The sequence below is a fragment of the Mycobacterium sp. IDUB_24 genome (genome assembly GCF_055419385.1).
Genome location: NZ_JBVAXO010000001.1, coordinates 213,241 through 233,783, shown reverse-complemented (window position 1 = coordinate 233,783; position 20,543 = coordinate 213,241). Strand labels below are relative to the sequence as shown.

The 20,543-nt window shown below is 65.7% G+C and carries 25 protein-coding genes and 1 pseudogene; 17 read left to right on the top strand and 9 right to left on the bottom strand.

Annotation, left to right across the window (positions count from 1 at the left end):
• Positions 1–12: 12 nt before the first annotated feature.
• From ACZYZF_RS01140 to ACZYZF_RS01100, 9 genes and pseudogenes are all read left to right on the top strand, one after another.
• A pseudogene (locus ACZYZF_RS01140) lies at positions 13–867 on the top strand (hypothetical protein); the annotation flags it as partial.
• A gap of 27 nt (positions 868–894) precedes the next feature.
• Entirely contained in the window at positions 895–1,104 is a 210-nt protein-coding gene (locus ACZYZF_RS01135) for a DUF4926 domain-containing protein (RefSeq protein ID WP_463745968.1), read from the top strand.
• A 151-nt stretch (positions 1,105–1,255) separates the two neighbouring features.
• Positions 1,256–1,744 (top strand): hypothetical protein, encoded by a 489-nt coding sequence (locus ACZYZF_RS01130; protein WP_463834316.1) that lies wholly within the window; start codon positions 1,256–1,258, stop codon positions 1,742–1,744.
• 205 nt (positions 1,745–1,949) lie between these two features.
• Positions 1,950–2,246, top strand: coding sequence for a hypothetical protein (locus tag ACZYZF_RS01125; protein ID WP_463745523.1), 297 nt, complete (start codon positions 1,950–1,952; stop codon positions 2,244–2,246).
• A gap of 71 nt (positions 2,247–2,317) precedes the next feature.
• A complete protein-coding gene (locus tag ACZYZF_RS01120) occupies positions 2,318–3,103 on the top strand; it encodes a bestrophin-like domain (protein ID WP_463834315.1) in 786 nt (261 codons plus the stop codon).
• Between the two features lie 145 nt (positions 3,104–3,248).
• On the top strand, positions 3,249–3,860 hold the full coding sequence (locus ACZYZF_RS01115) for a TetR/AcrR family transcriptional regulator (protein WP_463834314.1): 612 nt from the start codon (positions 3,249–3,251) through the stop codon (positions 3,858–3,860).
• On the top strand, positions 3,857–4,933 hold the full coding sequence (locus ACZYZF_RS01110; protein WP_463745520.1) for a DUF1214 domain-containing protein: 1,077 nt from the start codon (positions 3,857–3,859) through the stop codon (positions 4,931–4,933). Before ACZYZF_RS01115 ends, ACZYZF_RS01110 begins: the two co-directional genes overlap by 4 nt.
• The gene (locus tag ACZYZF_RS01105) at positions 4,930–6,192 is read left to right on the top strand and encodes a sulfotransferase family protein (protein ID WP_463834313.1); all 1,263 of its coding nucleotides are present in this window, start codon (positions 4,930–4,932) and stop codon (positions 6,190–6,192) included. Before ACZYZF_RS01110 ends, ACZYZF_RS01105 begins: the two co-directional genes overlap by 4 nt.
• Before the next feature lie 67 nt (positions 6,193–6,259).
• Positions 6,260–7,261: a zinc-binding dehydrogenase gene (locus tag ACZYZF_RS01100; protein WP_463834312.1), complete on the top strand. Its 1,002-nt coding sequence runs from the start codon at positions 6,260–6,262 to the stop codon at positions 7,259–7,261.
• Between the two features lie 28 nt (positions 7,262–7,289).
• Here the strand turns inward: ACZYZF_RS01100 and ACZYZF_RS01095 are convergent, their stop codons facing one another.
• The gene (locus ACZYZF_RS01095) at positions 7,290–8,492 is read right to left on the bottom strand and encodes a winged helix-turn-helix domain-containing protein (protein WP_463834311.1); all 1,203 of its coding nucleotides are present in this window, start codon (positions 8,490–8,492) and stop codon (positions 7,290–7,292) included.
• A 130-nt stretch (positions 8,493–8,622) separates the two neighbouring features.
• Here ACZYZF_RS01095 and ACZYZF_RS01090 point away from each other — a divergent pair, with 130 nt between their 5' ends.
• A complete protein-coding gene (locus ACZYZF_RS01090) occupies positions 8,623–9,864 on the top strand; it encodes a hypothetical protein (protein ID WP_463834310.1) in 1,242 nt (413 codons plus the stop codon).
• Here the strand turns inward: ACZYZF_RS01090 and ACZYZF_RS01085 are convergent.
• Complete coding sequence (locus ACZYZF_RS01085) at positions 9,846–10,337, bottom strand: dihydrofolate reductase (RefSeq protein WP_463834309.1); 492 nt, start codon at positions 10,335–10,337, stop codon at positions 9,846–9,848. The genes ACZYZF_RS01090 and ACZYZF_RS01085 overlap by 19 nt on opposite strands.
• Complete coding sequence (locus ACZYZF_RS01080) at positions 10,334–11,134, bottom strand: thymidylate synthase (RefSeq protein WP_463834307.1); 801 nt, start codon at positions 11,132–11,134, stop codon at positions 10,334–10,336. The genes ACZYZF_RS01085 and ACZYZF_RS01080 overlap by 4 nt, the downstream gene beginning before the upstream one ends.
• A gap of 42 nt (positions 11,135–11,176) precedes the next feature.
• On the opposite strand from ACZYZF_RS01080, the gene ACZYZF_RS01075 reads away from it, so the two are divergent.
• Both ACZYZF_RS01075 and ACZYZF_RS01070 read left to right on the top strand, forming a co-directional pair.
• Positions 11,177–11,926: a dienelactone hydrolase family protein gene (locus ACZYZF_RS01075; RefSeq protein WP_463834306.1), complete on the top strand. Its 750-nt coding sequence runs from the start codon at positions 11,177–11,179 to the stop codon at positions 11,924–11,926.
• Between the two features lie 22 nt (positions 11,927–11,948).
• Positions 11,949–12,866 (top strand): HpcH/HpaI aldolase/citrate lyase family protein, encoded by a 918-nt coding sequence (locus ACZYZF_RS01070; RefSeq protein ID WP_463834304.1) that lies wholly within the window; start codon positions 11,949–11,951, stop codon positions 12,864–12,866.
• 7 nt (positions 12,867–12,873) lie between these two features.
• Here ACZYZF_RS01070 and ACZYZF_RS01065 read toward each other — a convergent pair whose 3' ends face one another.
• Genes ACZYZF_RS01065 through dapB form a run of 4 tightly spaced genes read right to left on the bottom strand, consistent with a single transcriptional unit; the run spans position 12,874 to position 15,007 of the window.
• Positions 12,874–13,338 (bottom strand): hypothetical protein, encoded by a 465-nt coding sequence (locus ACZYZF_RS01065; RefSeq protein WP_463834303.1) that lies wholly within the window; start codon positions 13,336–13,338, stop codon positions 12,874–12,876.
• A gap of 12 nt (positions 13,339–13,350) precedes the next feature.
• Positions 13,351–13,806, bottom strand: coding sequence for a flavodoxin family protein (locus ACZYZF_RS01060; protein ID WP_463834302.1), 456 nt, complete (start codon positions 13,804–13,806; stop codon positions 13,351–13,353).
• Positions 13,803–14,273, bottom strand: coding sequence for a hypothetical protein (locus tag ACZYZF_RS01055; RefSeq protein WP_463834301.1), 471 nt, complete (start codon positions 14,271–14,273; stop codon positions 13,803–13,805). The genes ACZYZF_RS01060 and ACZYZF_RS01055 overlap by 4 nt, the downstream gene beginning before the upstream one ends.
• Positions 14,270–15,007, bottom strand: coding sequence for a 4-hydroxy-tetrahydrodipicolinate reductase (dapB, locus tag ACZYZF_RS01050; RefSeq protein ID WP_463745507.1), 738 nt, complete (start codon positions 15,005–15,007; stop codon positions 14,270–14,272). The genes ACZYZF_RS01055 and dapB overlap by 4 nt, the downstream gene beginning before the upstream one ends.
• Positions 15,008–15,133: 126 nt before the next feature.
• On the opposite strand from dapB, the gene ACZYZF_RS01045 reads away from it, so the two are divergent.
• Complete coding sequence (locus ACZYZF_RS01045; protein WP_463834299.1) at positions 15,134–15,736, top strand: DUF222 domain-containing protein; 603 nt, start codon at positions 15,134–15,136, stop codon at positions 15,734–15,736.
• 172 nt (positions 15,737–15,908) lie between these two features.
• Positions 15,909–16,676 (top strand): META domain-containing protein, encoded by a 768-nt coding sequence (locus tag ACZYZF_RS01040; RefSeq protein ID WP_463834298.1) that lies wholly within the window; start codon positions 15,909–15,911, stop codon positions 16,674–16,676.
• A gap of 2 nt (positions 16,677–16,678) precedes the next feature.
• Here the strand turns inward: ACZYZF_RS01040 and aldR are convergent, their stop codons facing one another.
• Positions 16,679–17,191, bottom strand: a complete 513-nt coding sequence (gene aldR / locus ACZYZF_RS01035; RefSeq protein ID WP_463745504.1) for an HTH-type transcriptional regulator AldR — start codon at positions 17,189–17,191, stop codon at positions 16,679–16,681.
• Positions 17,192–17,284: 93 nt separating this feature from the next.
• On the opposite strand from aldR, the gene ald reads away from it, so the two are divergent.
• The 3 genes from ald to ACZYZF_RS01020 all read left to right on the top strand — a co-directional run bounded on the left by ald (position 17,285) and on the right by ACZYZF_RS01020 (position 19,660).
• Positions 17,285–18,412 carry an alanine dehydrogenase gene (gene ald, locus ACZYZF_RS01030; RefSeq protein WP_463834297.1) on the top strand — a complete coding sequence of 376 codons (1,128 nt, stop codon included), beginning with the start codon at positions 17,285–17,287 and terminating at the stop codon, positions 18,410–18,412.
• Between the two features lie 98 nt (positions 18,413–18,510).
• The gene (locus ACZYZF_RS01025; RefSeq protein ID WP_463834296.1) at positions 18,511–19,062 is read left to right on the top strand and encodes a DUF4334 domain-containing protein; all 552 of its coding nucleotides are present in this window, start codon (positions 18,511–18,513) and stop codon (positions 19,060–19,062) included.
• A 127-nt stretch (positions 19,063–19,189) separates the two neighbouring features.
• Positions 19,190–19,660: an Hsp20/alpha crystallin family protein gene (locus ACZYZF_RS01020; protein WP_463745501.1), complete on the top strand. Its 471-nt coding sequence runs from the start codon at positions 19,190–19,192 to the stop codon at positions 19,658–19,660.
• Here the strand turns inward: ACZYZF_RS01020 and bla are convergent.
• Positions 19,652–20,536, bottom strand: a complete 885-nt coding sequence (bla, locus tag ACZYZF_RS01015) for a class A beta-lactamase (protein WP_463834295.1) — start codon at positions 20,534–20,536, stop codon at positions 19,652–19,654. The two genes, ACZYZF_RS01020 and bla, sit on opposite strands and share 9 nt — an antisense overlap.
• Positions 20,537–20,543: the final 7 nt, after the last annotated feature.

The window sequence follows — 20,543 nt, the reverse complement described above, 5'->3', positions numbered from 1 at the left end:
CGACGGTTCACAGTGCTGATCGGCGTGGCCGCCGCGCTGCTGGCGTGTGTCGGTTATGGAACGGCCTCTGTGTTGCAGTCGTATGCCGCGGGACGTTCGGGCGCGACGGTGGCCGGCACCACGGACAGCGGCCCCACCCTGCGGTCGACCATCGGCGCGATGCTGGCACCGGTCTTCATCGCGGGAATAGCGCTCGACCTTCTCGGCTTCGTGGGCAGCCTGGTCTCGGCTCGGTTGATTCCGCTGTTCCTGTCGCAGACGATCATCAGCGCCAATCTCGTGGTGACCGCGGTGTTGAGCATCTTCGTTCTCCACGTTCGACTGCACCGGCGCGACTGGACCGCGATCGCCATTGTTCTTGTGGCGCTGTGCATCCTGGGCGCGACTGCCGGGCGTCTGGGCGACCGCGATCCGGGCGCAATGATGCACTGGGGTGTGCTGGTGGTGTCCGCGATCATCCTGGGCCTGGGCGCCGCACTGGTCGGGTTTCTCGGACGGCGTGCTGCCGTGCCTGCGGGCCTCATCGCCGGTGTCCTCTACGGGGCGATGGCGGTGGCGATACGACTCGTCGACGGTCTCGATCCCCTGAACCTCCGGGTGCTGGTCGCCGACCCGGCGACATGGGCCGTGGTGGTCGCCGGTCTCGGTGGTTTCTACCTCTTCACCGTTGCCCTGCAGGTGGGGTCGGTGAACGGCGTGGCTGCGGCATTGGTGGTGGGCGAAACCGTGGTGCCCGGCATCGTCGGCGTGGTTCTGCTGGGTGATGTTTCCCGGCCGGGATACGGCGCTCTGGTGGTCATCGCCTTCATCGCAGCCGTGGGCGGAGCCGTCGCGCTCGCGGTTTCCAGCGCCGCCGAGTACGAGCAGGCGCAGGGTTCCCGCCGGGGCGAGCCGATGAAGCCGGAGGAATACGGACAGGTCCGACTGAGACGGCCGATGCCCGAACACAACCTGCCGGCCGGGGCGGTCGGGACCGTCGTGATGGACCACACCAAATATGGGCAGTCCGACCTCCCACCCGCCTATGAGGTGGAGTTCATGGATCCGCAGGGCAATACCGAAGCGGTCGTCACCGTGCTCGAGGAATTCCTCGAAGTCATCTGACGCCCGGAGTTCTCACCCCGCACCCTCGCCTGACCGAACTTGTCGGTCCCCTCCTCTTTACTGTCCTGTTCCCCGGACACCGGGTGGCAGGTTCACAGCTTGGACCCTGCCCCGCCACCCGGCCCGCCCACCTGAAAAGGAAGGTCGATCGATGCTACGCAAAATCACCGGCAAGGCCATTGCCGCTGCCGGCAACAAGCACCGAATCACTCTGGCCCTGTGCATACTTGGCACATCACTCGCGTTGGCGGGCTGCGTGTCGCCAGACCGGGTCTCGACGAACCCGACTGACACACCGAAGTGGGGCGCGGGGTTGTCGTCGTCCTCGACGCCGTCACCGGCCGCACCGTCACCCACCGCAGCCGATTTCGTCATCGGCGTCGTCGTCACCCAGCAGAAGTGCTACGGCTCGGCGGGATGCAACTACCGGTACACCATCAACCCGCAATACATCAGTGCAAAGCCATTGCCGGACAAGACGACCGTGGTCTTCAAGGTGACCGGGGGCGATCAGGATCAGGTGGGCAACTTCACCATCGACGCGGACGGAACCGCGACCTTCGACCGGGAGACCGGCATCACCGGCCCCGAAGGTGCTGACCTGCAAGCCACCGTCACTCAGATTCTGCCCGGGCGCTGAGCCACCCAGACCGATGGATCGGTCGCTGATCGAGGGGCAGCGACCGATCCGTCCAACTTTGTCCCCCGATCGGCTGATCGGGAGTTGGCCCTGGCGGTGGTCCGATCAGCGGACAGACGCCGGACGCCGATTGAACCAAGCTCAACACCATGTCGATAGCCCTGTCTCGCAATACATCTCCACCAAACGACGATCGAGAACGATCATGAGAGGAACCACCGTGCACTACGAGATGCTGGATCTGGTCACCGAACGCGCCAACGAGAAGGACTGGGATCTGATCTTTGACAGCGGACCCAACGCCGAGTACCGCACGATGGTGTGGGAACACCCGCTGCTCAGCGCAACCGGCGTGGTGACGGAGCTGGAAATCGGGTTCAGCCCCGACGGTCGCATCATCTTCTCCGAGAGGCGACGCGGCGGGGTCACCCACAAGCGCGTCAAGCCCGCGAGAGCGTTCGCCTCGACTGATGTCTGCCTCGCGGCCCTGCAGATGATCTGATCCGTAGCCGCCGCCCCGAAACCGAACGATCAGCCTCCGCGACGAGAAGTTTGCTGCCATCCTGGTCAGCTATGGGCGACTTTGGGATGGTCGGCGCGTGGATCATGCTTGCTGTCGTTGTCATCGGGGCGGTGGCGCTGGCTGTCGGCAGTGTGCTGCTGGCCAGTCGGGTCATTGCCCGTGACACGCGACCAGAACACAACGGGATACTGTCGCCGTTCCTCACGGTTGTCGGACTCGTCTATGGCGCGCTTCTCGGGTTCACCGTGGTCGTCGGTTGGCAGCAATACCTTTCGGCTGAGACCAATGTGTCCAACGAAGCCTCGACGTTGGTAACCATGTATCGCCAGACCGTGGCCATGCCGCAGCCGGAACAGGCTCAGGTGCGCGAACAACTCCGCAGCTATGCAGCCGCGGTACAGGGGCCCGAGTGGGGCAAGGAGGAGTTCGGCACCATCAGCAACAATGGCCGATACGCGCTCACCGAGATGTACCGCATCGTCGGCACCGCCAAACCGGACCCCGCCGCGAGCGCGATCAACAGCCAGTTCCTCAGTCAATTGGCCGTCCTGACCTCGGACCGCAGCGCCCGGATCCTCAACTCGAGTCCGCGAATACCTCCTTTGTTGTGGGGCGCCCTGGTCTTCGGCAGCCTGGTCTTGATCAGCCTGGCCAGCTTCATGCGGCTCGAGAACAACCGCGCCCACATGGTCCTGGTGAGTTCGGTGACCGTTCTACTGGCGTTGCTGCTCTACCTGGTCTTCACGCTCGACCATCCTTATGGCGAGATCGGCGTGACCCCACATCGTTTTGCACATGCAGTGATGGTGTTCGACCTGATCGATCGCGGAACGTGAACGGTCCGCGCCCCACACGCCTCGCCGTTTCCGACCCGACGGCCGTTGACCGACGACGACCACGATTCAGGTGTCGAAACGGCCGAGAAAAGCGACTTCAGCGCAACCCTTGACCTAATTACGTGACGTATCGTAACGTAATCGTGTGTCCTCACTCACAGGCCCCGGACGGCCGCGTGATCCACAAACCCAGCGCGACATCATGCGTGCCACCCGTGCCTTGCTGGCACGTGATGGTTATGACCAACTGTCCATTGAGGCCATTGCCCGTGAGGCCGGTGTCAGCCGGCCCACCATCTACCGGCGTTGGCCCTCGAAGGCCCATCTGGTCTTCGATGCCGCATTCGGCCAGCCACCCGGCGGTGAACTCCTCACGGTCTCAGGAGATTTCGAGTCCGACCTGCGGGGCTTCACTTCCGCGGTACTCACCTTCTGGCGTGATCCGGTGGTCGAGGCCGCCGCGCTCGGCATCCTGACCGAACGTCGCCGCGACCCGGAACTGCACATCAAGACCCAGCAGCTGCTCGACGAGCAGACCAAGGGCGCTTTCCGCTCCCTCGTCGCCACCGGCGTGGAGCTGGGCCGGGTCCGTCCCGATGTCGACGTCGACATGGTTTACCAGGCGGTGATCGGTACCGCGTTCTTCACCGCCCATATGGAACCCGAGATCGATGTCGAAAACACCGCAGATCGATTGTGCTCCTTGCTGATCGAAGGAGCAGGACGTACCAACCCACCCAGGAAGGACCAACCATGACCGACAAGGCCGAGCTGTCCGAGGCGTTCAATGCGCTTCTCGACGAGGTGCGCAGCATCGAGCAGAAGTTGCTCACCGCCGAACCTGCACTGAGCGAACCCGATCTGCTCGACGGATATCGCCTGGCGTTCAGCGTGCTGCAGGTCAGCGTCGACGCCTACGTGCGGGGCGACCGCGACAAGCCGATGCTGATCGACGTCACCAGCCCGTATCTCAAATGGGGCGGGGACAACGCGGACGCCTTCTATCAGCTCGCCCCGCTGAACCCGGACCGCACCTTCCGCGTCACAGGCAATCGCGGTGACGCGGTGTACCTGTCGATGACCGTCTACGGCGGGCCGGGCGAGGGCCGCTACAGCGACCGCATCGTCGGCACCATCAACGATCACGACCTGGAATTCGACGAGGAAGGCAACTTCGAGTTCATCATGAGCCCGGACACCCACCCGGGCGCCTGGCTCAAATTGGAAGCCGATGCCGAATTCGCCTTGACCCGTGACTATCTGAACGATACGGCCACCGGGCGCCGGCCGGTGTGGCGGATCGAGACCCTCAATCCGCCCGCCCGGCGTTCAGACAGTGCCGCGGACCTGGCCCGCCGCTTCCGCTACGCCAAGAACTGGCTGCACGAACAGGTTTCCTTCCTGCCCACCAAGGTGGAGCCCGCCAACCAGCTGCACCCACCGTTCCCGGTCCCCCAGAACGCCTACGGGTGGTCCGCCGGTGACGCGGCGTACGCCATGGGCGCCTACGACCTGGCGCCGGATCAGGCCCTGATCATCGAAGGCACCTCACCGGAGTGCGAGTTCTGGAACCTCTGCCTGTGGAATCCGTTCTTGCACACCTTCGATTACACCCATGAGCGGGTCACCATCAACGGCGCCCATGTCACCTACGAACCCGACGGATCCTGGCGCATCGTCATCAGCGACAAGGACCCGGGCCACCCGAACTGGGTGTCGACGGCCGGCCGATCCAAGGGCCTCATCTGGCTGCGCTGGTTCCTGCCGGCCGAAACCCCGGCGCACCCACAGTGCCGGGTCGTCGACGTGGCCGAGGTCGCGGCCCTGTGACCACCAACCTGCAACGTCCGGCGCCGATCCGGTTCGATGACCTCGCCAACCCCGCGTATCCGCCGGCCGCCCAGGCGTTCCGCGAGGGGCTGACTGCCTACGGTGCGAATCTGGAGTTGAACCCGGAAGCACTGCTGACGGCCGCGACCGAGCGGTCCGGGCTGGACGATTTCGGCGACGCCGCGTTCCGGGAACGTCTCGATGTGCTCTGTACCGCATTTCGCGATGAGGCGAACCTTTCCGGCACCGGCGTGGCGATGGCGTTCGAACAGGTGGTGGGACATCTGGTCAATCGGTTGCGCCTGGAGGCGTTGATCACCGACCATCCCGAGATCGAGGCCATCGAGATCGAACGGCCGATCATCATCTGCGGTCTCCCCCGCACCGGGACCACGCACCTGCACAACCTGCTCGCCGCGGATCCCGCACTGCGTTACCTGCCCTACTGGGAAAGCCTAGAACCCGTGGCCGGCCCCGGCGAAGACTCACCGGCACCGCGTCAGGAGCGCTGCGCCACCGGCCTGGAACTGGTGCACTCCTCGATGCCGGAGTTCCGGCGGATGCACGACATGACCGTCGAGCATGCTCACGAGGAGATCCAGCTGCTGGCCAACGACATCTCCGGCATGCTGTTCGAAACTTCCTATTACGTACCGAGTTTCGCCGCCCACTACAAGGCGCACGATCAGGCGGCGTCCTACGCGTACGTCAAGCGTAGCCTGCAGGCGATGCAATGGCTGCGCGGCGGAAACCGCTGGGTACTCAAATCACCCCAGCACCTGGAACAGTTCCCGACCCTGGCCGCCACATTCCCGGATGCGACTTTCGTTGTCACCCATCGTGATCCAGTCGAAGTGACGCTATCGATGATGACGATGATCTGCTATGCGGCGCGGATGACGGTGGACCGTCCCGATGTGGCAAAAGTGACCGGGCACTGGCTGAACCGTGTCGACGATCTGCTCGCCGGCTGTATCCGCGATCGCGACGCGTTGCCGGCCGGGCAATCCATCGACGTCCGGTTCGACGATTTCATGGCCGACGAGCGGGCCACGCTGGCCGGCATCTACCGGCTCGCCGACCAGCCGTTCGGCGACGATGTTCGCGCGGCAATGACGGACTTCCTCACCGAACATCCCCGTGGACGCTACGGGGGCGTCATCTACGACCCTGCCCCCCTAGGGCTCGATCCGGGCTCCTTGGCCGAGCGATTCCGCGCCTACCGGGAACGCTTTCTCACCACCACGGAGGACAAGTGAATCACACTGCACCACAGCCAATCTCGGCGGGGCGTGGGTTGCCACCGCGCTCGGTGAGCCCACCGAGGTGCTGGAGCGCCAGACCGTGGAGGTGCGGGCGCCCGGCCCCAACGAAGTCCGGGTGGCGGTCCGCGCGTTCTGCCTGAACTTCAACGACATCGACATCATCAAGGGGCGTTACACCACGCTGCCCCTGCAGCCGCCGTTCGTGCCGGGTATGGAAGCGGTCGGTGTGGTCGAAAGCGCGGGCCTGGGCGCCGAACACTTGATCGGCCGCCGCGTGGTCGGGATCCCGGTGATGGCGTTCGGCGGGTATGCGTCCTACGCCATCGTCGACGCCGCAACGGTGCTCGATCTGCCGGAGTGGGTCAGCGACGTCGAGGGCGCCGCCCTGCACTATCCGTTCCATCTGGGCTGGTTCGCATTACGCGAACGCGGTCGCCTGAAGCCCGGCGAAACGCTGCTGGTGCACGCGGCTGCGGGCGGAACCGGATCGGGCGCCCTGGTTCTCGGAAAGGCGCTGGGCGCCAAGGTGATCGCCACCGCCGGCAGTGAAGAGAAGCTCGAGCTCTGTCGCAAACTCGGCGCCGACCATGCCATCAACTACCGCGAGAGCGACTGGGTCGAGCAGGTCATGGACCTCACCTACGGCCGGGGCGTGGACGTTGCGTTCGACGCGGTGGGCGGCAGCGTGACGACAGATACGTTCCGTTGCATGGGATTCAACGGACGTCACCTGATGGCCGGGTTCGCCGAGGACATCGCCCTGGAGGACGGTGACTACATCTCACCGCGACCCATCGCCTACGGCAACTTCGACGTGTGCGGGGTGTGTCTGGTCTATGTGACCGATCCCCTGGCCGTACGCCGCACACTAGGGTTCAACTGGCCGGCCCGCTCCGAAGGCCTCGACGCCCACGTGCAGATTCTCGAGCTGATGCGCACCGGCCGGCTACAGACCGTGGTGGGCGACAACGTGGCGTGGGATCAACTGCCGCATGCATTGGCGCGGATGGCCGCCCGCGAAACCACCGGACGATTGGTGGTGAGCACCGGGGCGCACGACTAGACGGCTACCCAATGTCGGGGCGCACAGGTTATCCCCGCAGGCTCCGGACCAATGATGTGGCGAGATCGCCCCGCCGGGCGACCGTCACGTCATCGGCCCCGAGCCACGAGGCCATCGAGCGCAACTCCCCCGCCAAGGCGTCTGCCACCCGAGAACGGTCGCGGCCGTCTTCGGTGAAAGCGCCCAACACCTGCAACGCGGCATCGGAGCGTTTGAGATCCACCCGCGCCACCAGCTCCCCGTCGAGCAGAAACGGCCATACGTAGTAACCGAATTGGCGTTTGGGCGCGGGCACGTAGATCTCGATGCGGTAGTGAAAGTCGAACCACCGCTCCACCCGGGGCCGGAAGAAGACCAACGGGTCGAACGGGCACAGCAGGGCGGTGCCACGGTCCCGGCTCGGCACCGTCTGGCCCGCGCGCAGGTAGGCGGGGGTGCCCTCGACGTCGACGGGCTCAAGTTCGCCGTCCGCCACCAGCTTGGCGAGCGCCGGCTTGACCTGTCTGGCTCCCATCCGGAAGTAGTCGCGGATGTCGGCTTCGGTGCCGACGCCCAGCGCCGAGGCCGCGCGTAGGGCCAGCTCCCGAACCGCCTCCTCGTCGTCGACCTGCCGGGCCACGACCTCCGGTGGCAGTACGCGCTCGGTGAGGTCGTAGTGCCGGGCGAAGCCGACGCGCGTCGCCGTCGTCAGGACACCAGAGGACCACAGTGCCTCGGCCACCCACTTGGTCTCGCTGCGGTCCCACCACGGTCCTTTGCGGCCGCGCGGCTCGGACTCCAGATGTGCCTCGATCTGGCCGGCGGTCGACGGCCCGAGCTCGGCGACGGCGGCCACGATGTCCTCCGCCAGCTTGGGGTTCTTCCGGACGATCTCGGTGCCCCACCGGCCGTGGGTGTACTCCCGCATCCGCCATCGCAGCAGCGGCCAATCCTCGACCGCCATCAGCGCGGCCTCGTGCGCCCAGTACTCCACCAGAAGCCGCGGCGAACGCGCACTGTGCGACCACGCGGCCCGGTCCAGCGCATCCCGGTCATACGGACCCAGCCGACTGAACACCGGCGCGTAGTGCGCCCGCACCGCCACCGACACCGAATCCAGCTGCAGCACCTGAATCCGGGAGATCAGCTTGCGCAGATGCGCGCGGGTCACCGGGCCGCGGGGTTTGGGTGCGTGAAACCCCTGTGCGGAGACGGCGACGCGGCGGGCCTGCGCGATCGTGAGGGTGGCCACTTGGCCATCGTTCCCTATGCCACCGACAAGTAGCGGAGCGGATTGGAGCGAACAGACCGACAAGTAGCGGAGCGGATTGGAGCGAGGTGACCGACAGGTCCCCCGCCCCGGTTGGCCGATACTGGTCCGCGTGACGTTGGACTGGGATGCGTTCGAGACCGAGTTGACCCTGGCCGCGGCGGAATCGGTACGTGCGCTGGTCGCTGCGGCCGCCGCAGAGAGGCCCTATGCCGTGGCGTTCAGCGAGTTCTATGCCGAGACCACCGGCGTGATCTACCTCCCCAACCTGGCGCTGGCCACCGAGGAGTCGGTCGAGGATCCGGATTGCCGGTTCAGTCCACCGGACTGGGGGTACCAGGACTACGAGTGGGGCGAAACCGATTCGCAGTGGGGCACCCGGCTGAGCGCCGCCGTGACAGGCCTTCCCCGCGCACAGTGGGAGCAGGAGTGGGACCGGTTCGCCCTGGCGATGCTGAACATCGCCGCCGGGACTCGGATCGCTTTGGTCGCCGACGGGACCCTGCCCGACGATGCGGTCGTCTACCTCGATGACGAGGACGCGGATCTTCTGGTTCGGTCGGTGACCGAGGAGGAACTGCGCCGTCACTTCCCCTACTACGTCGCCGTGGCGGAAGCCGAACGAGACCTCCTAGCCATGCCGGTCGAGCAACGCGTGACAGCCCTCGCCGTAGCGGCGGGTCTGGCCGCCGGACCGGACAACGCACTCGGCCGTGAACGGGCGATCGAGCTTCTGCTCGATACCGGTGCGGCCGCGGTACCGGTCGGAATCGCGGCGCTCGGGCACTCCGAGAACGCCTGGACCGGCGCCAAACTCCTCGCCGACCTCAACATCGCGACGCCCGAGGTGTTGGACGCATTGTGGGCTGCACTACCTCTGCGCGGCAACGCCCACGACTGGGTGGCAACGGCCCTGGGCCGCCTCGGCGCCGGGCTGGAGGTGCTGGCACGCCGTGACCTACCGGCCGACAGCAGATCGGCCGCCGTCGCCGCACCGTACCGTTCGTTTCGCGATCATGGGCGCGGGCACCTGCCGCTGGACTACACGTTGCTGGCCGCCGGCCTCGCAGACCCGGCCGTCGCGGCGCTCCTGGCCGAGGACCTGAAACCGGGGCGCGGATTCTGCACGCTCGACGCCGCCGACCTCCCGGGTGTCCGGCCCGGCCTCAAGCATCCCGAGCCGCTGATCCGTCGCCACGCGGTCATCGTCATCGGTGATCTGATCGGGCCCATGGGGCCGAGCGATCTCGACAGCGACGACGTCGCGGCGCTGGAAAAGCGGATCGACGAGCTTGCCGCTGCAGACCCGGACAGCGAAGTACGCAGGCTGGCCGGTTACCGCGCTCGCACGTAGCTGGAAAATCGGTACCGAAGTCCCGAACCGCTGGTCAGCCACTCACCCGTGGTTTTGCTCCAGGAGTCGTCGAGCACCGGCGCCAACGCGTCGCCCTCGGCCGGGGCCAGGTCGATGTCGACCTCGGTCACCTCACACCTGACCGCGAACGGAAGGGCCTGCGCATAGATCTGCGCTCCGCCGATCACCCAGCCGCGGAAGACGTCGTCGAGTCCGCTCAGCACCTCGGCACCGTCGGCGACGTACCCAGGGTTGCGAGTGATGACGACGTTGCGCCGCTCCGGCAACGGACGGACCTTGGCCGGCAGCGACTCCCACGTCAGCCGGCCCATCACCACGGTTTGTCCGAGGGTGAGTTGTTTGAACCGGGCCTGGTCTTCCGGGAGATTCCAGGGGATACCGTTGTCGCGGCCGATGATGCCCGAGGTCGACTGTGCCCAGATCATCGCCAGCGCTCGAAGATCACCGGTCATACCGCGACGGGCGCCTTGATCGCCGGGTGTGGGTCGTAGTTCAGAATCGCAATATCCTCGTACTCGTAGTCGAAAATCGAATCACGTTCAGCCAGAACAAGTTCCGGGTACGGTCTGGGTTCTCTGCCGAGCTGGGTGGCCACCTGCTCGACGTGATTGTCATAGATGTGGCAATCGCCACCGGTCCAGACGAACTCACCGACGCCCAACCCGGCCTGCGCGGCCATCATGTGGGTCAGCAGGGCATAGCTGGCAATGTTGAACGGCACACCGAGAAACAGGTCCGCACTGCGCTGATACAGCTGGCAGGACAACTTCTCGTCGGCGACGTAGAACTGGAAGAAGGCGTGGCACGGCGGCAGTGCCATCTGCGGAATCTCGCCGACATTCCACGCCGAGACGATATTTCGGCGTGAGTCAGGGTCGCGTTTGAGCAACTCGAGGGCATTCGAGATCTGATCGATGTGCTCACCCGACGGGGTCGGCCACGACCGCCACTGCACCCCGTAGACCGGACCGAGATCGCCTGTCTCGCTGGCCCATTCATCCCAGATTGTGACACCGTGGTCTTGCAGCCATCGCACGTTGGAATCGCCGCGCAAGAACCACAGCAACTCGTAGATCACCGATTTGGTGTGCACCTTCTTCGTGGTGATCAACGGAAAACCAGCGGCCAGGTCGTAACGCAGCTGATGCCCGAACAGGCTGCGGGTGCCGGTACCGGTGCGATCGGATTTCGACACCCCCTGCTCGGTCACCTTCCGCAGCAGGTCCTCGTAGGGCGTCTGGATCAGCACACAGTCAGCTTACGTGCCGGCCCTGGGAGTAAAACGGTAGCCATGCCGACCACCACAGACACAATCACCACATCTGATGGCACCTGCCCCGTCACCGTCGCCACGCCGGAGGGTGACGGCCCCTGGCCCGGTGTCGTGCTGTTCCCCGACGCCGGCGGCCTGCGCCCCACCATGGAACAGATGGCGGACAAGCTGGCCGGATTCGGTTACGTCGTACTGGTACCCGACGTCTATTACCGCACTCCGGGCTGGGGCCCGTTCGACCTCAACACCGTGTTCACCGATCAGGAGCAGCGCAAGCAGCTCTTCGAGCTGATGGGCACGCTCACCCCCGAGATCATCGCCTCCGACGCCGAGGCGTTCTTCGATTACCTCGCCGCCCGGGACGATGTCGACGGTGAGACATTCGGCACCACCGGTTACTGCATGGGCGGTCGGGCGTCCCTCATCGTCGCAACCCGCGTCCCGAAGCGGGTCGCGGCCGCGTTGTCCTTCCACGGCGGCAGACTCGCCGTCGAAGACGATCCGGACAGCCCGCACCTGCTGGCCGACAAGATCCAGGCGGTGGTCTATGTGGGCGCCGCCGAGAACGACGCCTCGTTCACCGAGGACGACAGCAAGAGGTTGGAGGACGCGCTGGCCGGCGCCGCCGTCGAGCACACCATCGAGTTCTACCCCGCTGCGCACGGTTTCGCGGTGCCCGATCATGCGGCGGTGTACGACGAGGCAGCCGCGAAACGGCATTGGGAGAACACCGAGCGGGTGTTCGGGGCCGCTTTTGCCCCGGTATAGGCCGTGAGCGACGATTGACGGCGTGTACGACCAGCCTTTCTCCGACGAGTCCCATTCCAGCGAACCCGGGTTCCGCATCGACCCGGTACTGGCCCGGAGCTGGTTGCTGGTCAATGGCGCGCAGTATGAGCGCTTCACCCCCGCAGCCCGCTCCCGCGCCGACATCGTCGTTCTCGACATCGAGGATGCGGTGGCACCCAAGGACAAGGTCGCCGCGCGCGAAAAGGTGACCCGCTGGCTGGCCGACGGCAACAGTGACTGGGTCCGGATCAACGGCTTCGGCACCCCGTGGTGGGCCGACGACCTGGAGATGCTGGCCGGCACCTCGGTGGGCGGCGTCATGCTCGCCATGGTCGAGTCGGTGGACCACGTCACCGAGACCGCCCGGCGGCTGCCCAACGTGCCGATTGTCGCGCTGGTCGAGACTGCCCGTGGCCTCGAGCGGATCACCGAGATCGCCTCGGCCAAGGGCGCGTTCCGGCTGGCGTTCGGCATCGGCGACTTCCGGCGCGACACCGGCTTCGGCGACAGCCCGGCGACGCTGGCGTACGCGCGGTCGCGGTTCACCATCGCAGCCAAGGCCGCTGGACTGCCGGGGGCCATCGACGGACCCACGGTGGGATCCAGCGCGTTGCGGCTGTCAGAGGCCACCGCAGTCTCGGCCGAGTTCGGCATGACCGGGAAGATCTGCCTGACGCCCGACCAGTGCGCGACGGTCAACGAAGGCTTGGCGCCCTCTCAGGACGAGATCAGCTGGGCCAGGGAGTTTTTCGCCGAATTCCAGCGCGATGGCGGGGAGATCCGCAACGGGTCAGACCTGCCCCGCATCGCCCGGGCCAACAAGATCCTCGATTTGGCGCGGGCGTACGGCATCCACGAGCCGGAGTACAGCGACGACCCGGATCACGTGCCGGCCCCGTCCGACACCTACCACTACTGACGCCGGCTCAGGCCTGCGGTTTGTCGTCGTTGCGGTGCATGAAGCTGTTGACGGCGCGGGCGATACCGCGGCCCGCGTAGATTCCCGCGGCCACCGAGACCACGATCATCAACACGAAGGTCAACGTCCAGTTGGGCCGGCTGTGGCTGACGTTCCACCAGATGAACGTGAACAGCAACGCGCAGACGAACACCAGAATGTCGCGCCAATTTCCCCGATAGGACAACGCGGCTTCACGGAGCTCACGGGTCCGTTCACCGGCATCGATCAATTCGTCGATCCGGCGGTCGATGCTGGCCTGCATTCTGGCGCGCCGATCGACCTGGTCCGCCGGAATGCGGGCCAGCAGATCGAGATCCTTGGTGATCAAACCGCGTACGTCTGGTGGTTTGAGGTTGCCTGCAGCCGCTCCCAGCAGGGCACCACCGGCAATGGGCGCCGCCCCCAGCGCAAGTTCGGCAATTCCTGGCATTACGTCCCTCCATCACTCCATCAGCGTTGCGGCCAGGGTGCCACCCAGCTCGTAGGCCCGTTCCCGGATCCCGGCATCGACTGCGCCCACGACTTCGAGCACGTCCGCTGCCTTGACCAACGCCAGTCCCGTCACGATCTTGTCGACCGCATTCGCCGCACCCACGGTGTCGTTGTTGCCATGCACCCACAGTCCGTAGGGACGCCCGGCCACATGGTCGAGGCTCGGGTAGTACACCGTATCGAAGAAGTGCTTGAGCGCACCGCTCATGTAGCCGAAATTGGCTGTGGTTCCGAACAAATAGCCGTCGGCGGCCAGCATGTCCGGGACAGTCGCAGCTAACGCCGGCTTGAGTTCGACTGTGACCCCTGAGATGTCCGGATCGTTTGCCCCGGCCAGCACCGCTTCCAGGAGCTCTCGCGTTGCCGGCGACGGCGTGTGATGCACCACCAGCAGCGTCTTGGTCATGAGGCCTGCTGTTCCTGCATCCGCACCGCCGTGCGCATGGTCTCGCGCGCGCGGCCCCGATCACCGGCGAAGTCGTAGGCACGCGCCAGCCGGTACCAGCGAACCCAATTGTCGGGATCGGCTTCCAATTCGGCCTTCACCGTCCCGAACAGTTCATCGGCGGCGTCCCGTTCGATACGACCGGACGGCCGCGTCGGCAGCGCGCTGACGTCCAGTTCCATGCCCTGTTCACGGGCAAGGCGGGCCAACCGTTGATGCGCCAGCCCGGCCCGCAGCGTGGTGACCAGTACCCAGATGCCGATCAGCGGGAATACCAGCAGCGCCAGGCCCAGTCCGATGGCGGCCGGCTCACCCGAGGTGATGAAGATCCACGCGGTACGACCGAGCATCAGGAAGTAGGCGATCAGCGCCAGGCACATGAAGCCGATCACCAGTTGGATGCGCAGCGACCGCGCGCCGTCGTTCACGACAGGTCGAGCAGCGGTTCAATGCCGATGGTCAGGCCCGGCCGCTCGGCGATCTTGCGCACGGCCAGCAGCACGCCCGGCACGAACGATGACCGGTCCAGGCTGTCGTGCCGGATCGTCAGCGTCTCCCCCTGCGTTCCGAACAACACCTCTTGATGGGCGACCAGCCCGGCTACCCGCACTGAGTGCACCGGCACGCCGTCCACATCGGCACCGCGAGCTCCCTCCAGGCCGGTGCTGGTGGCGTCCGGGTTGGGCGGCATGCCTTTCCGCGCCTCGGCGATGAGCTTCGCTGTGCGAGCGGCCGTGCCGGACGGCGCGTCGGCCTTGTGCGGGTGGTGCAGTTCGATGATCTCGACGGACTCGAAATAGCGTGCCGCCTGCTGAGCGAAGTGCATGGACAGCACCGCGCCGATGGCGAAGTTCGGCGCGATCAGCACAGCGGCTTCGGGCTTCGCCTTGAGCCAGGCCTCCACCTGTTCGATGCGGTCCCAGGTGAATCCGGTGGTCCCGACGACGGCGTGAATACCGTTGTCGATGAGGAACTTCAGGTTGTCCATCACCACGTCGGGATGAGTGAAGTCGATGACGACGTCGGTCTTGGTGTCGGTGAGCAAGGTCAGCGGATCACCCACATCGACTCCCGTCGAAAATGTCAGGTCTTCTGCGGATTCGACCGCATGCACCATGGTCGCGCCGACTTTGCCCTTAGCTCCGAGAACACCAACTCGCATGATTGGGAGCCTACTGCCCGGGGTTGTGCGGGTATTGGGGCCGGTGCAAGGAAAACACTGGTCTCGTTTGTCACTACAGCCCCAAATCACGCAAACGTGTCGGGGCATCGAACTAGTGTTCGAATCATGGACGACGGAGTGGCTGCCAAGCTGGTCGCGTTGGCGGCCGCGGTCGCCAACCTGCAGTCTCTGCCTTTCACCGCCCTGTCCACCGCGCAGTTGCTGGACGTGCGCTCGGGGATGCAGCAGGCCCGCAACCTCATTCCCACCATCGAACACCCGGCGATCGCCGCATTGGCCGAGCAAGGCACCGCGGCGCGCATAGGCGCGAAGTCCTGGCCCGAAGCACTGCGTATCCGGTTGCGGATCCCTGGGACCGAGGCCCGTCGGCGCTACCGCGACGCCCTCAACTTCGCGCCACGCATCTCGACAACCGGAGAGTCGTTGCCGCCGTTGCGGTCGGCGACTGCAGCCGCCCAAGCCGGCGGCTGGGTCAGCGCCGACCACATCGAGATCCTGGAATCGTTCTTCCGCAAATGCCCGCCCTGGGTCGACGCGGTCGGCCGGGCCAGGTTCGAGGAGAAACTGGTCGCCGTCGCCGCCACCAACTCCCCGGAGACTCTGCAGCAAGCGGCCAACGAGGCGCTGTACCCTCGGCTGCGGGCCAGATCAACGCCTCGTCGGCCCCGGCAAATGGACCACCCACATCAACCACCGCGGCCAATGTGAGTGGGTCCCGCCTCCACTCCTGGATACCGGCCAGGCTCGCATCAACACGCACCACCACCCCCAGCGCTACTTCACCGAAACCAACAGCAAAGGCGACGACGAAACCGACTGCCGCCCAGGCTGATTGCACACAGTAGAGACCACACCGACAACCGGTCTCTAGGGTGGAACCATGCGCCTGATCTCGCTGACACCATTCGCCATCGCTGTTCTCGCGTTCGTGGGGTGCTCCGACGATGCCGCCGCCGACGATGCCGACCTCAACGGTCGCACGTTCGTGTCGGTGCAGGTTGAGGGCGATCAGATCCCCGGAAACGGGCCGCTGACGGTCGGTTTCGACGGGAACCGGATCAGCACTTTCGCGGGCTGCAACCACGGTTCGGGCACCGTCGACCTGTCCGGAGGGCGGATCGCCACCACCGCGTTGGCCATGACCATGATGGCCTGCCCGCCACCAGTCGGCGATTCGGACGCGTGGGTGTCGAAGTTCTTCGACGCCAAGCCAACCTGGTCTCTGGCGGGCGACGATCTCACGTTGCGTACCGACGCCGCGACCGTCACGTTGCGAGACAAGAAGGTGGCCGATCCCAACCGCCCGATCACGGGTACCACGTGGCGCGTCACCAGCCTGGTATCCGCGCAGGCGGTCACCACCTCGGTCGCACTTGAGAAGTCCAAGCCCACCTTGACCATCGCCGACGACGGCGCCGTGAGCGGTTCGACGGGCTGCAATCGAATCACCGGCCACGCAACCGTTTCCGGATCGAGCCTCGAGTTCGGCCCGCTGGCCACCACCAGGATGGCCTGCCCACCGGAGGTCGACGAGATCGAACAGGCCGTCCTGGGAGTCCTCAAGGGCACGGTGCAGACCACCGTCGACGCCGATCAACTGAAGCTCGTCGGCGCAGACGGCAATGGATTGGTCCTGCAGGCACAGTGAGCTCAGAGCGGTGACGCCCCCCGCAGATGCTCGAAGATCAGCGAGGTCTGTGTTCCGGCGACATCGGCGTCGGCGTTGAGGTTCTCCACCACGAAGGCTCGGAGGTCATCGGTGTCGCGCGCGGCCACATGCAGGATGAAGTCGTCTCCCCCGGCCAGGAAGTAGACGTCCATCACCTGTGGCCGGGTGCGGATATGGGCGATGAAGTTGCGGATCTTGCCCCGCGCGTTCGATTGCAGACTCACCGAGATCATCGCCTGCAGGCTCAGTCCGACGGCCGCCGGATCGATGTCGGTGTAGAAGCCGCGGATCACCCCGATCTCCTGCAGCCTGCGCACCCGGCCGTGGCACGTCGACGCGGCGACACCGACCGCGTCGGCCAGCGCACTGTTGGACATGCGGGCATCGGCATGCAACGCGAGCAGGATGCGACGGTCCACCTCGTCGAGATCCGGCCGAACATCCTTCGGTGAACGGGTCGCACGCACGGCTGAGATTGATGATTCTTCTGCCATGCACGGAGCCTAGCGAATCTTCATCCGAGATATTGCTCATTAATCGAAGGTTCTTCACAATTATTTCAGCACATCAACTTTGAAGGAGCCAGCATGCTCGTCGGTATCCCGACCGAGATCAAGAACAACGAGTACCGAGTGGCGATCACCCCGGCGGGCGTGGCGGAGCTGACCCGACGCGGCCACGACGTGATCATCCAGGCCGGCGCGGGCGAGGGCTCGGCCATCACCGACAACGACTTCAAGGCCGCCGGAGCCGAGATCGTCACCACGGCCGACCAGGTGTGGGCCGAGGCCGAACTGCTCCTCAAGGTCAAAGAGCCCATCGCGGCGGAGTACTCGCGCATGCGCAAGGGCCAGACGCTGTTCACCTACCTGCACCTGGCAGCGTCCAAGGAATGCACCGACGCCCTGCTGGCATCGGGCACCACCTCGATCGCCTATGAGACGGTGCAGACCACTGGACCAGACGGGTCGGTGTCCCTCCCCCTCTTGGCCCCGATGAGCGAGGTCGCCGGCCGGTTGTCTGCACAGGTCGGCTCGTACCACCTGATGCGCACCCAGGGCGGCCGCGGCGTGCTCATGGGTGGCGTCCCCGGAGTCGCACCGGCCGAGGTCGTCGTCATCGGCGGTGGCGTGGCGGGTTACAACGCCGCCCGCATCGCCAAGGGCATGGGCGCGCACGTCACGGTGTTCGACCTGAACATCAACACGCTGCGCAAGATCGACAACGAGGCGAACAGCAGCATCGAGACCCGTTACTCGTCGTCACTGGAGCTCGAAGAGGCCGTCAAGAAGGCAGACCTGGTGATCGGCGCCGTGCTGATCCCGGGCGCCAAGGCCCCCAAATTGGTCACCAATTCGATGGTGTCCCACATGAAGCCCGGCGCGGTGCTGGTGGACATCGCCATCGACCAGGGCGGCTGCTTCGAGGATTCACGGCCCACCACCCACGACGATCCGACGTTCGCCGTGCACGACACCGTGTTCTACTGCGTGGCCAACATGCCGGGCTCGGTGCCGCGTACGTCAACATTCGCGCTGACCAACGCGACCATGCCGTACGTGCTCAAGCTGGCAGACAAGGGCTGGCAGGCAGCCTGCGCGGATGACCCGGCGCTGGCCAAGGGCCTGTCGACACACGAAGGCGGGCTGCTGTCCGAGCAGGTCGCCTCCGACCTCGACATGCCGTTCACCGATCCGGCCGCCCTCCTGGCCTGATACCAAACACGATCGCCCGGCTGGAGTTGGCTCCGGCCGGGCGATCGCGCATTCCGGCCCGTAGCCATTCTTGACACGTGTCAAGTATGGTGGCGTCCATGTTGCAGCAGCTGTTCCCCACCGTCCCGTCGACCACAACCGAGGCGCTCGACGTGTTCGACGCGGCCGAGGCGGTCGAACCGGAATTCATGGTCGGCACCTGGCACGGCGCCGAACTGCCCACCGGACATCCGATGGACGGCCTACTAGCGGCCAGCGGCTGGTGGGGCAAACAGTTCGTCGACGGCGAGACCGTCCATCCGCTGCTGTTCCCCGCGAGCGACGGCGCATCGCTGTGGGCCCTCAACCCGACTCTGGCCTTCGGCGGCCTCGCGGTGTCGACCAAGATCCCACTGCTTCGGAATCGGTCGATGGTGGCGCCGATCGCAGCATTGCGCCCCGTGCTGCAAACCCGCGCACCCAAAGCCAGGTTGCGCACCACCCGCTACCGCGGCATCGACACCGCGACCATGATCTACGACCAGCTGCCCATCAACGACGTGTTCCGGCGACTGGCCGACGACGCCGTGATCGGGGCCATGGACCTACGCAACTCGGGTAAGCCCTATTTCTTCGTTCTGCAGCGCGACGACTCGCTGCAGGTGACTTAGCAGCCGCACGTACCCGTGCTGTTCACCGCGCATTCGACCGGCGGCTCCACGCCAGTGCTTGGATCGAAAGGGCAAGCGTTACAAGGCCTTTTCCTCCGATCTACGTTCCAAGACTGAGGAGTCACCCATGGTCAACCTGCCCGTCGCGCACCAGCCCCGCCCGTTGCTGCCCGAGCTTTCGGAGTTCTTCGCCGGGATCACGCCGTTCGCCGGCCTGCGCCCCATCTTCGAGCGCAACCTCATGCGCATCGAGGACGAGGTCACCGAGGATCACTACGAACTGCGCGCCGAAATCCCCGGCATCGATCCGGCCGCCGATGTTCAGATCACCGTGGCCGACGGCCAGCTGACCGTGAAGGCCGAGCGCTCCGAACGCGCCGACACCACGGCACGGTCGGAGTTCTCCTACGGTTCGTTCCTGCGCACCGTGACGCTGCCTGCAGAGGCTGACGAAGACAACATCACCGCCGGTTACGAGCGCGGCATTCTCACCGTGCGCGTGCCGTTGTCGCAGAACCCCGCCGGAGCCCGCCAGATCGAGATCCAGAACACCGAGAACGGCTCGGCCGCAATCGGATCCGCGGAGCACTCAGAGTAACGACGGCACCACGAGCCCCGTCAACTCACCGATGAGCGGACGCAGGTTGTCGGCCTTCGGGTCATCGGCCTGCGACCGCGTCATCACCGCCAACAACAGCCTTTGACCGGCGGGCCCGTAGGCGATCCCGACATCGTTGGTGCTGCCGTAATCGCCGCTGCCCGTCTTGTCGGCCGTGGTCCAGCCCTCGGGAAGTCCGGCTCGCACGCTCGATGTCTGATTGGCCCGCATCCAGTCCTCCAACTGGCGGCGCTGCGGCGGGCTCAAAGCGTCACCGGTCAGCACCGCGCGGTACCCGGAAGCCAGCGCAGCCGGGGTGGAGGTATCCCTCGGATCGCCTGGAATCGCCGAGTTCAACTCGACTTCCCAGCGGTCAAGCCGGGTGCGCTCGTCACCGACGCTGCGGGCGAACGCGGTAATTCCTGACGGCCCGTCAATGGTTTTCAGCAGCAGGTTGCCCGCAGTGTTGTCACTGCGCTGCAGCGCTGCCTGACACAACTGCGCCAGCGTCATCTCGGCACCGGCGTGGGTCTCGGTGACCGGTGAGTTCGGCACGATCGCGTTCCGGTCGACGAAGACGCGGTTGTCCAGCGACAGCTGTCCGCGCCCGACCATCTGCAGTACCCGCGCAGCGGCGTAACCCTTGAATGTCGAGCACATCGCGAACATCTCGTCGGGCCGATGGGTGAGGGCCTGCCCGGAGTCCAGATTGGCCGCGTACAAGCCGATCAGGGCATTGTCCCGACGTTCCAGCTCAGCAATCTGGTCATCGATCGGGGCGGCAAACGCCGGTGCGGCGGCCCCCACACCGGCACCGACGGCCGCTGCCGCCGCGAGCGAACCGATCAGAACATTGCGCCGTGAGAGTCCCGTCATCGGACCC

Coding starts and splice junctions, on each gene's coding strand:
- ACZYZF_RS01135 (WP_463745968.1), top strand. CDS start 895: ATGAAGCCGGAGGAATACGGACAGGTCCGACTGAGACGGCCGATGCCC.
- ACZYZF_RS01130 (WP_463834316.1), top strand. CDS start 1,256: ATGCTACGCAAAATCACCGGCAAGGCCATTGCCGCTGCCGGCAACAAG.
- ACZYZF_RS01125 (WP_463745523.1), top strand. CDS start 1,950: ATGAGAGGAACCACCGTGCACTACGAGATGCTGGATCTGGTCACCGAA.
- ACZYZF_RS01120 (WP_463834315.1), top strand. CDS start 2,318: ATGGGCGACTTTGGGATGGTCGGCGCGTGGATCATGCTTGCTGTCGTT.
- ACZYZF_RS01110 (WP_463745520.1), top strand. CDS start 3,857: ATGACCGACAAGGCCGAGCTGTCCGAGGCGTTCAATGCGCTTCTCGAC.
- ACZYZF_RS01085 (WP_463834309.1), bottom strand. CDS start 10,337: ATGACCGGTGATCTTCGAGCGCTGGCGATGATCTGGGCACAGTCGACC.
- ACZYZF_RS01075 (WP_463834306.1), top strand. CDS start 11,177: ATGCCGACCACCACAGACACAATCACCACATCTGATGGCACCTGCCCC.
- ACZYZF_RS01065 (WP_463834303.1), bottom strand. CDS start 13,338: ATGCCAGGAATTGCCGAACTTGCGCTGGGGGCGGCGCCCATTGCCGGT.
- ACZYZF_RS01060 (WP_463834302.1), bottom strand. CDS start 13,806: ATGACCAAGACGCTGCTGGTGGTGCATCACACGCCGTCGCCGGCAACG.
- dapB (WP_463745507.1), bottom strand. CDS start 15,007: ATGCGAGTTGGTGTTCTCGGAGCTAAGGGCAAAGTCGGCGCGACCATG.
- ACZYZF_RS01045 (WP_463834299.1), top strand. CDS start 15,134: ATGGACGACGGAGTGGCTGCCAAGCTGGTCGCGTTGGCGGCCGCGGTC.
- ACZYZF_RS01040 (WP_463834298.1), top strand. CDS start 15,909: ATGCGCCTGATCTCGCTGACACCATTCGCCATCGCTGTTCTCGCGTTC.
- aldR (WP_463745504.1), bottom strand. CDS start 17,191: ATGGCAGAAGAATCATCAATCTCAGCCGTGCGTGCGACCCGTTCACCG.
- ald (WP_463834297.1), top strand. CDS start 17,285: ATGCTCGTCGGTATCCCGACCGAGATCAAGAACAACGAGTACCGAGTG.
- ACZYZF_RS01025 (WP_463834296.1), top strand. CDS start 18,511: ATGTTGCAGCAGCTGTTCCCCACCGTCCCGTCGACCACAACCGAGGCG.
- ACZYZF_RS01020 (WP_463745501.1), top strand. CDS start 19,190: ATGGTCAACCTGCCCGTCGCGCACCAGCCCCGCCCGTTGCTGCCCGAG.
- bla (WP_463834295.1), bottom strand. CDS start 20,536: ATGACGGGACTCTCACGGCGCAATGTTCTGATCGGTTCGCTCGCGGCG.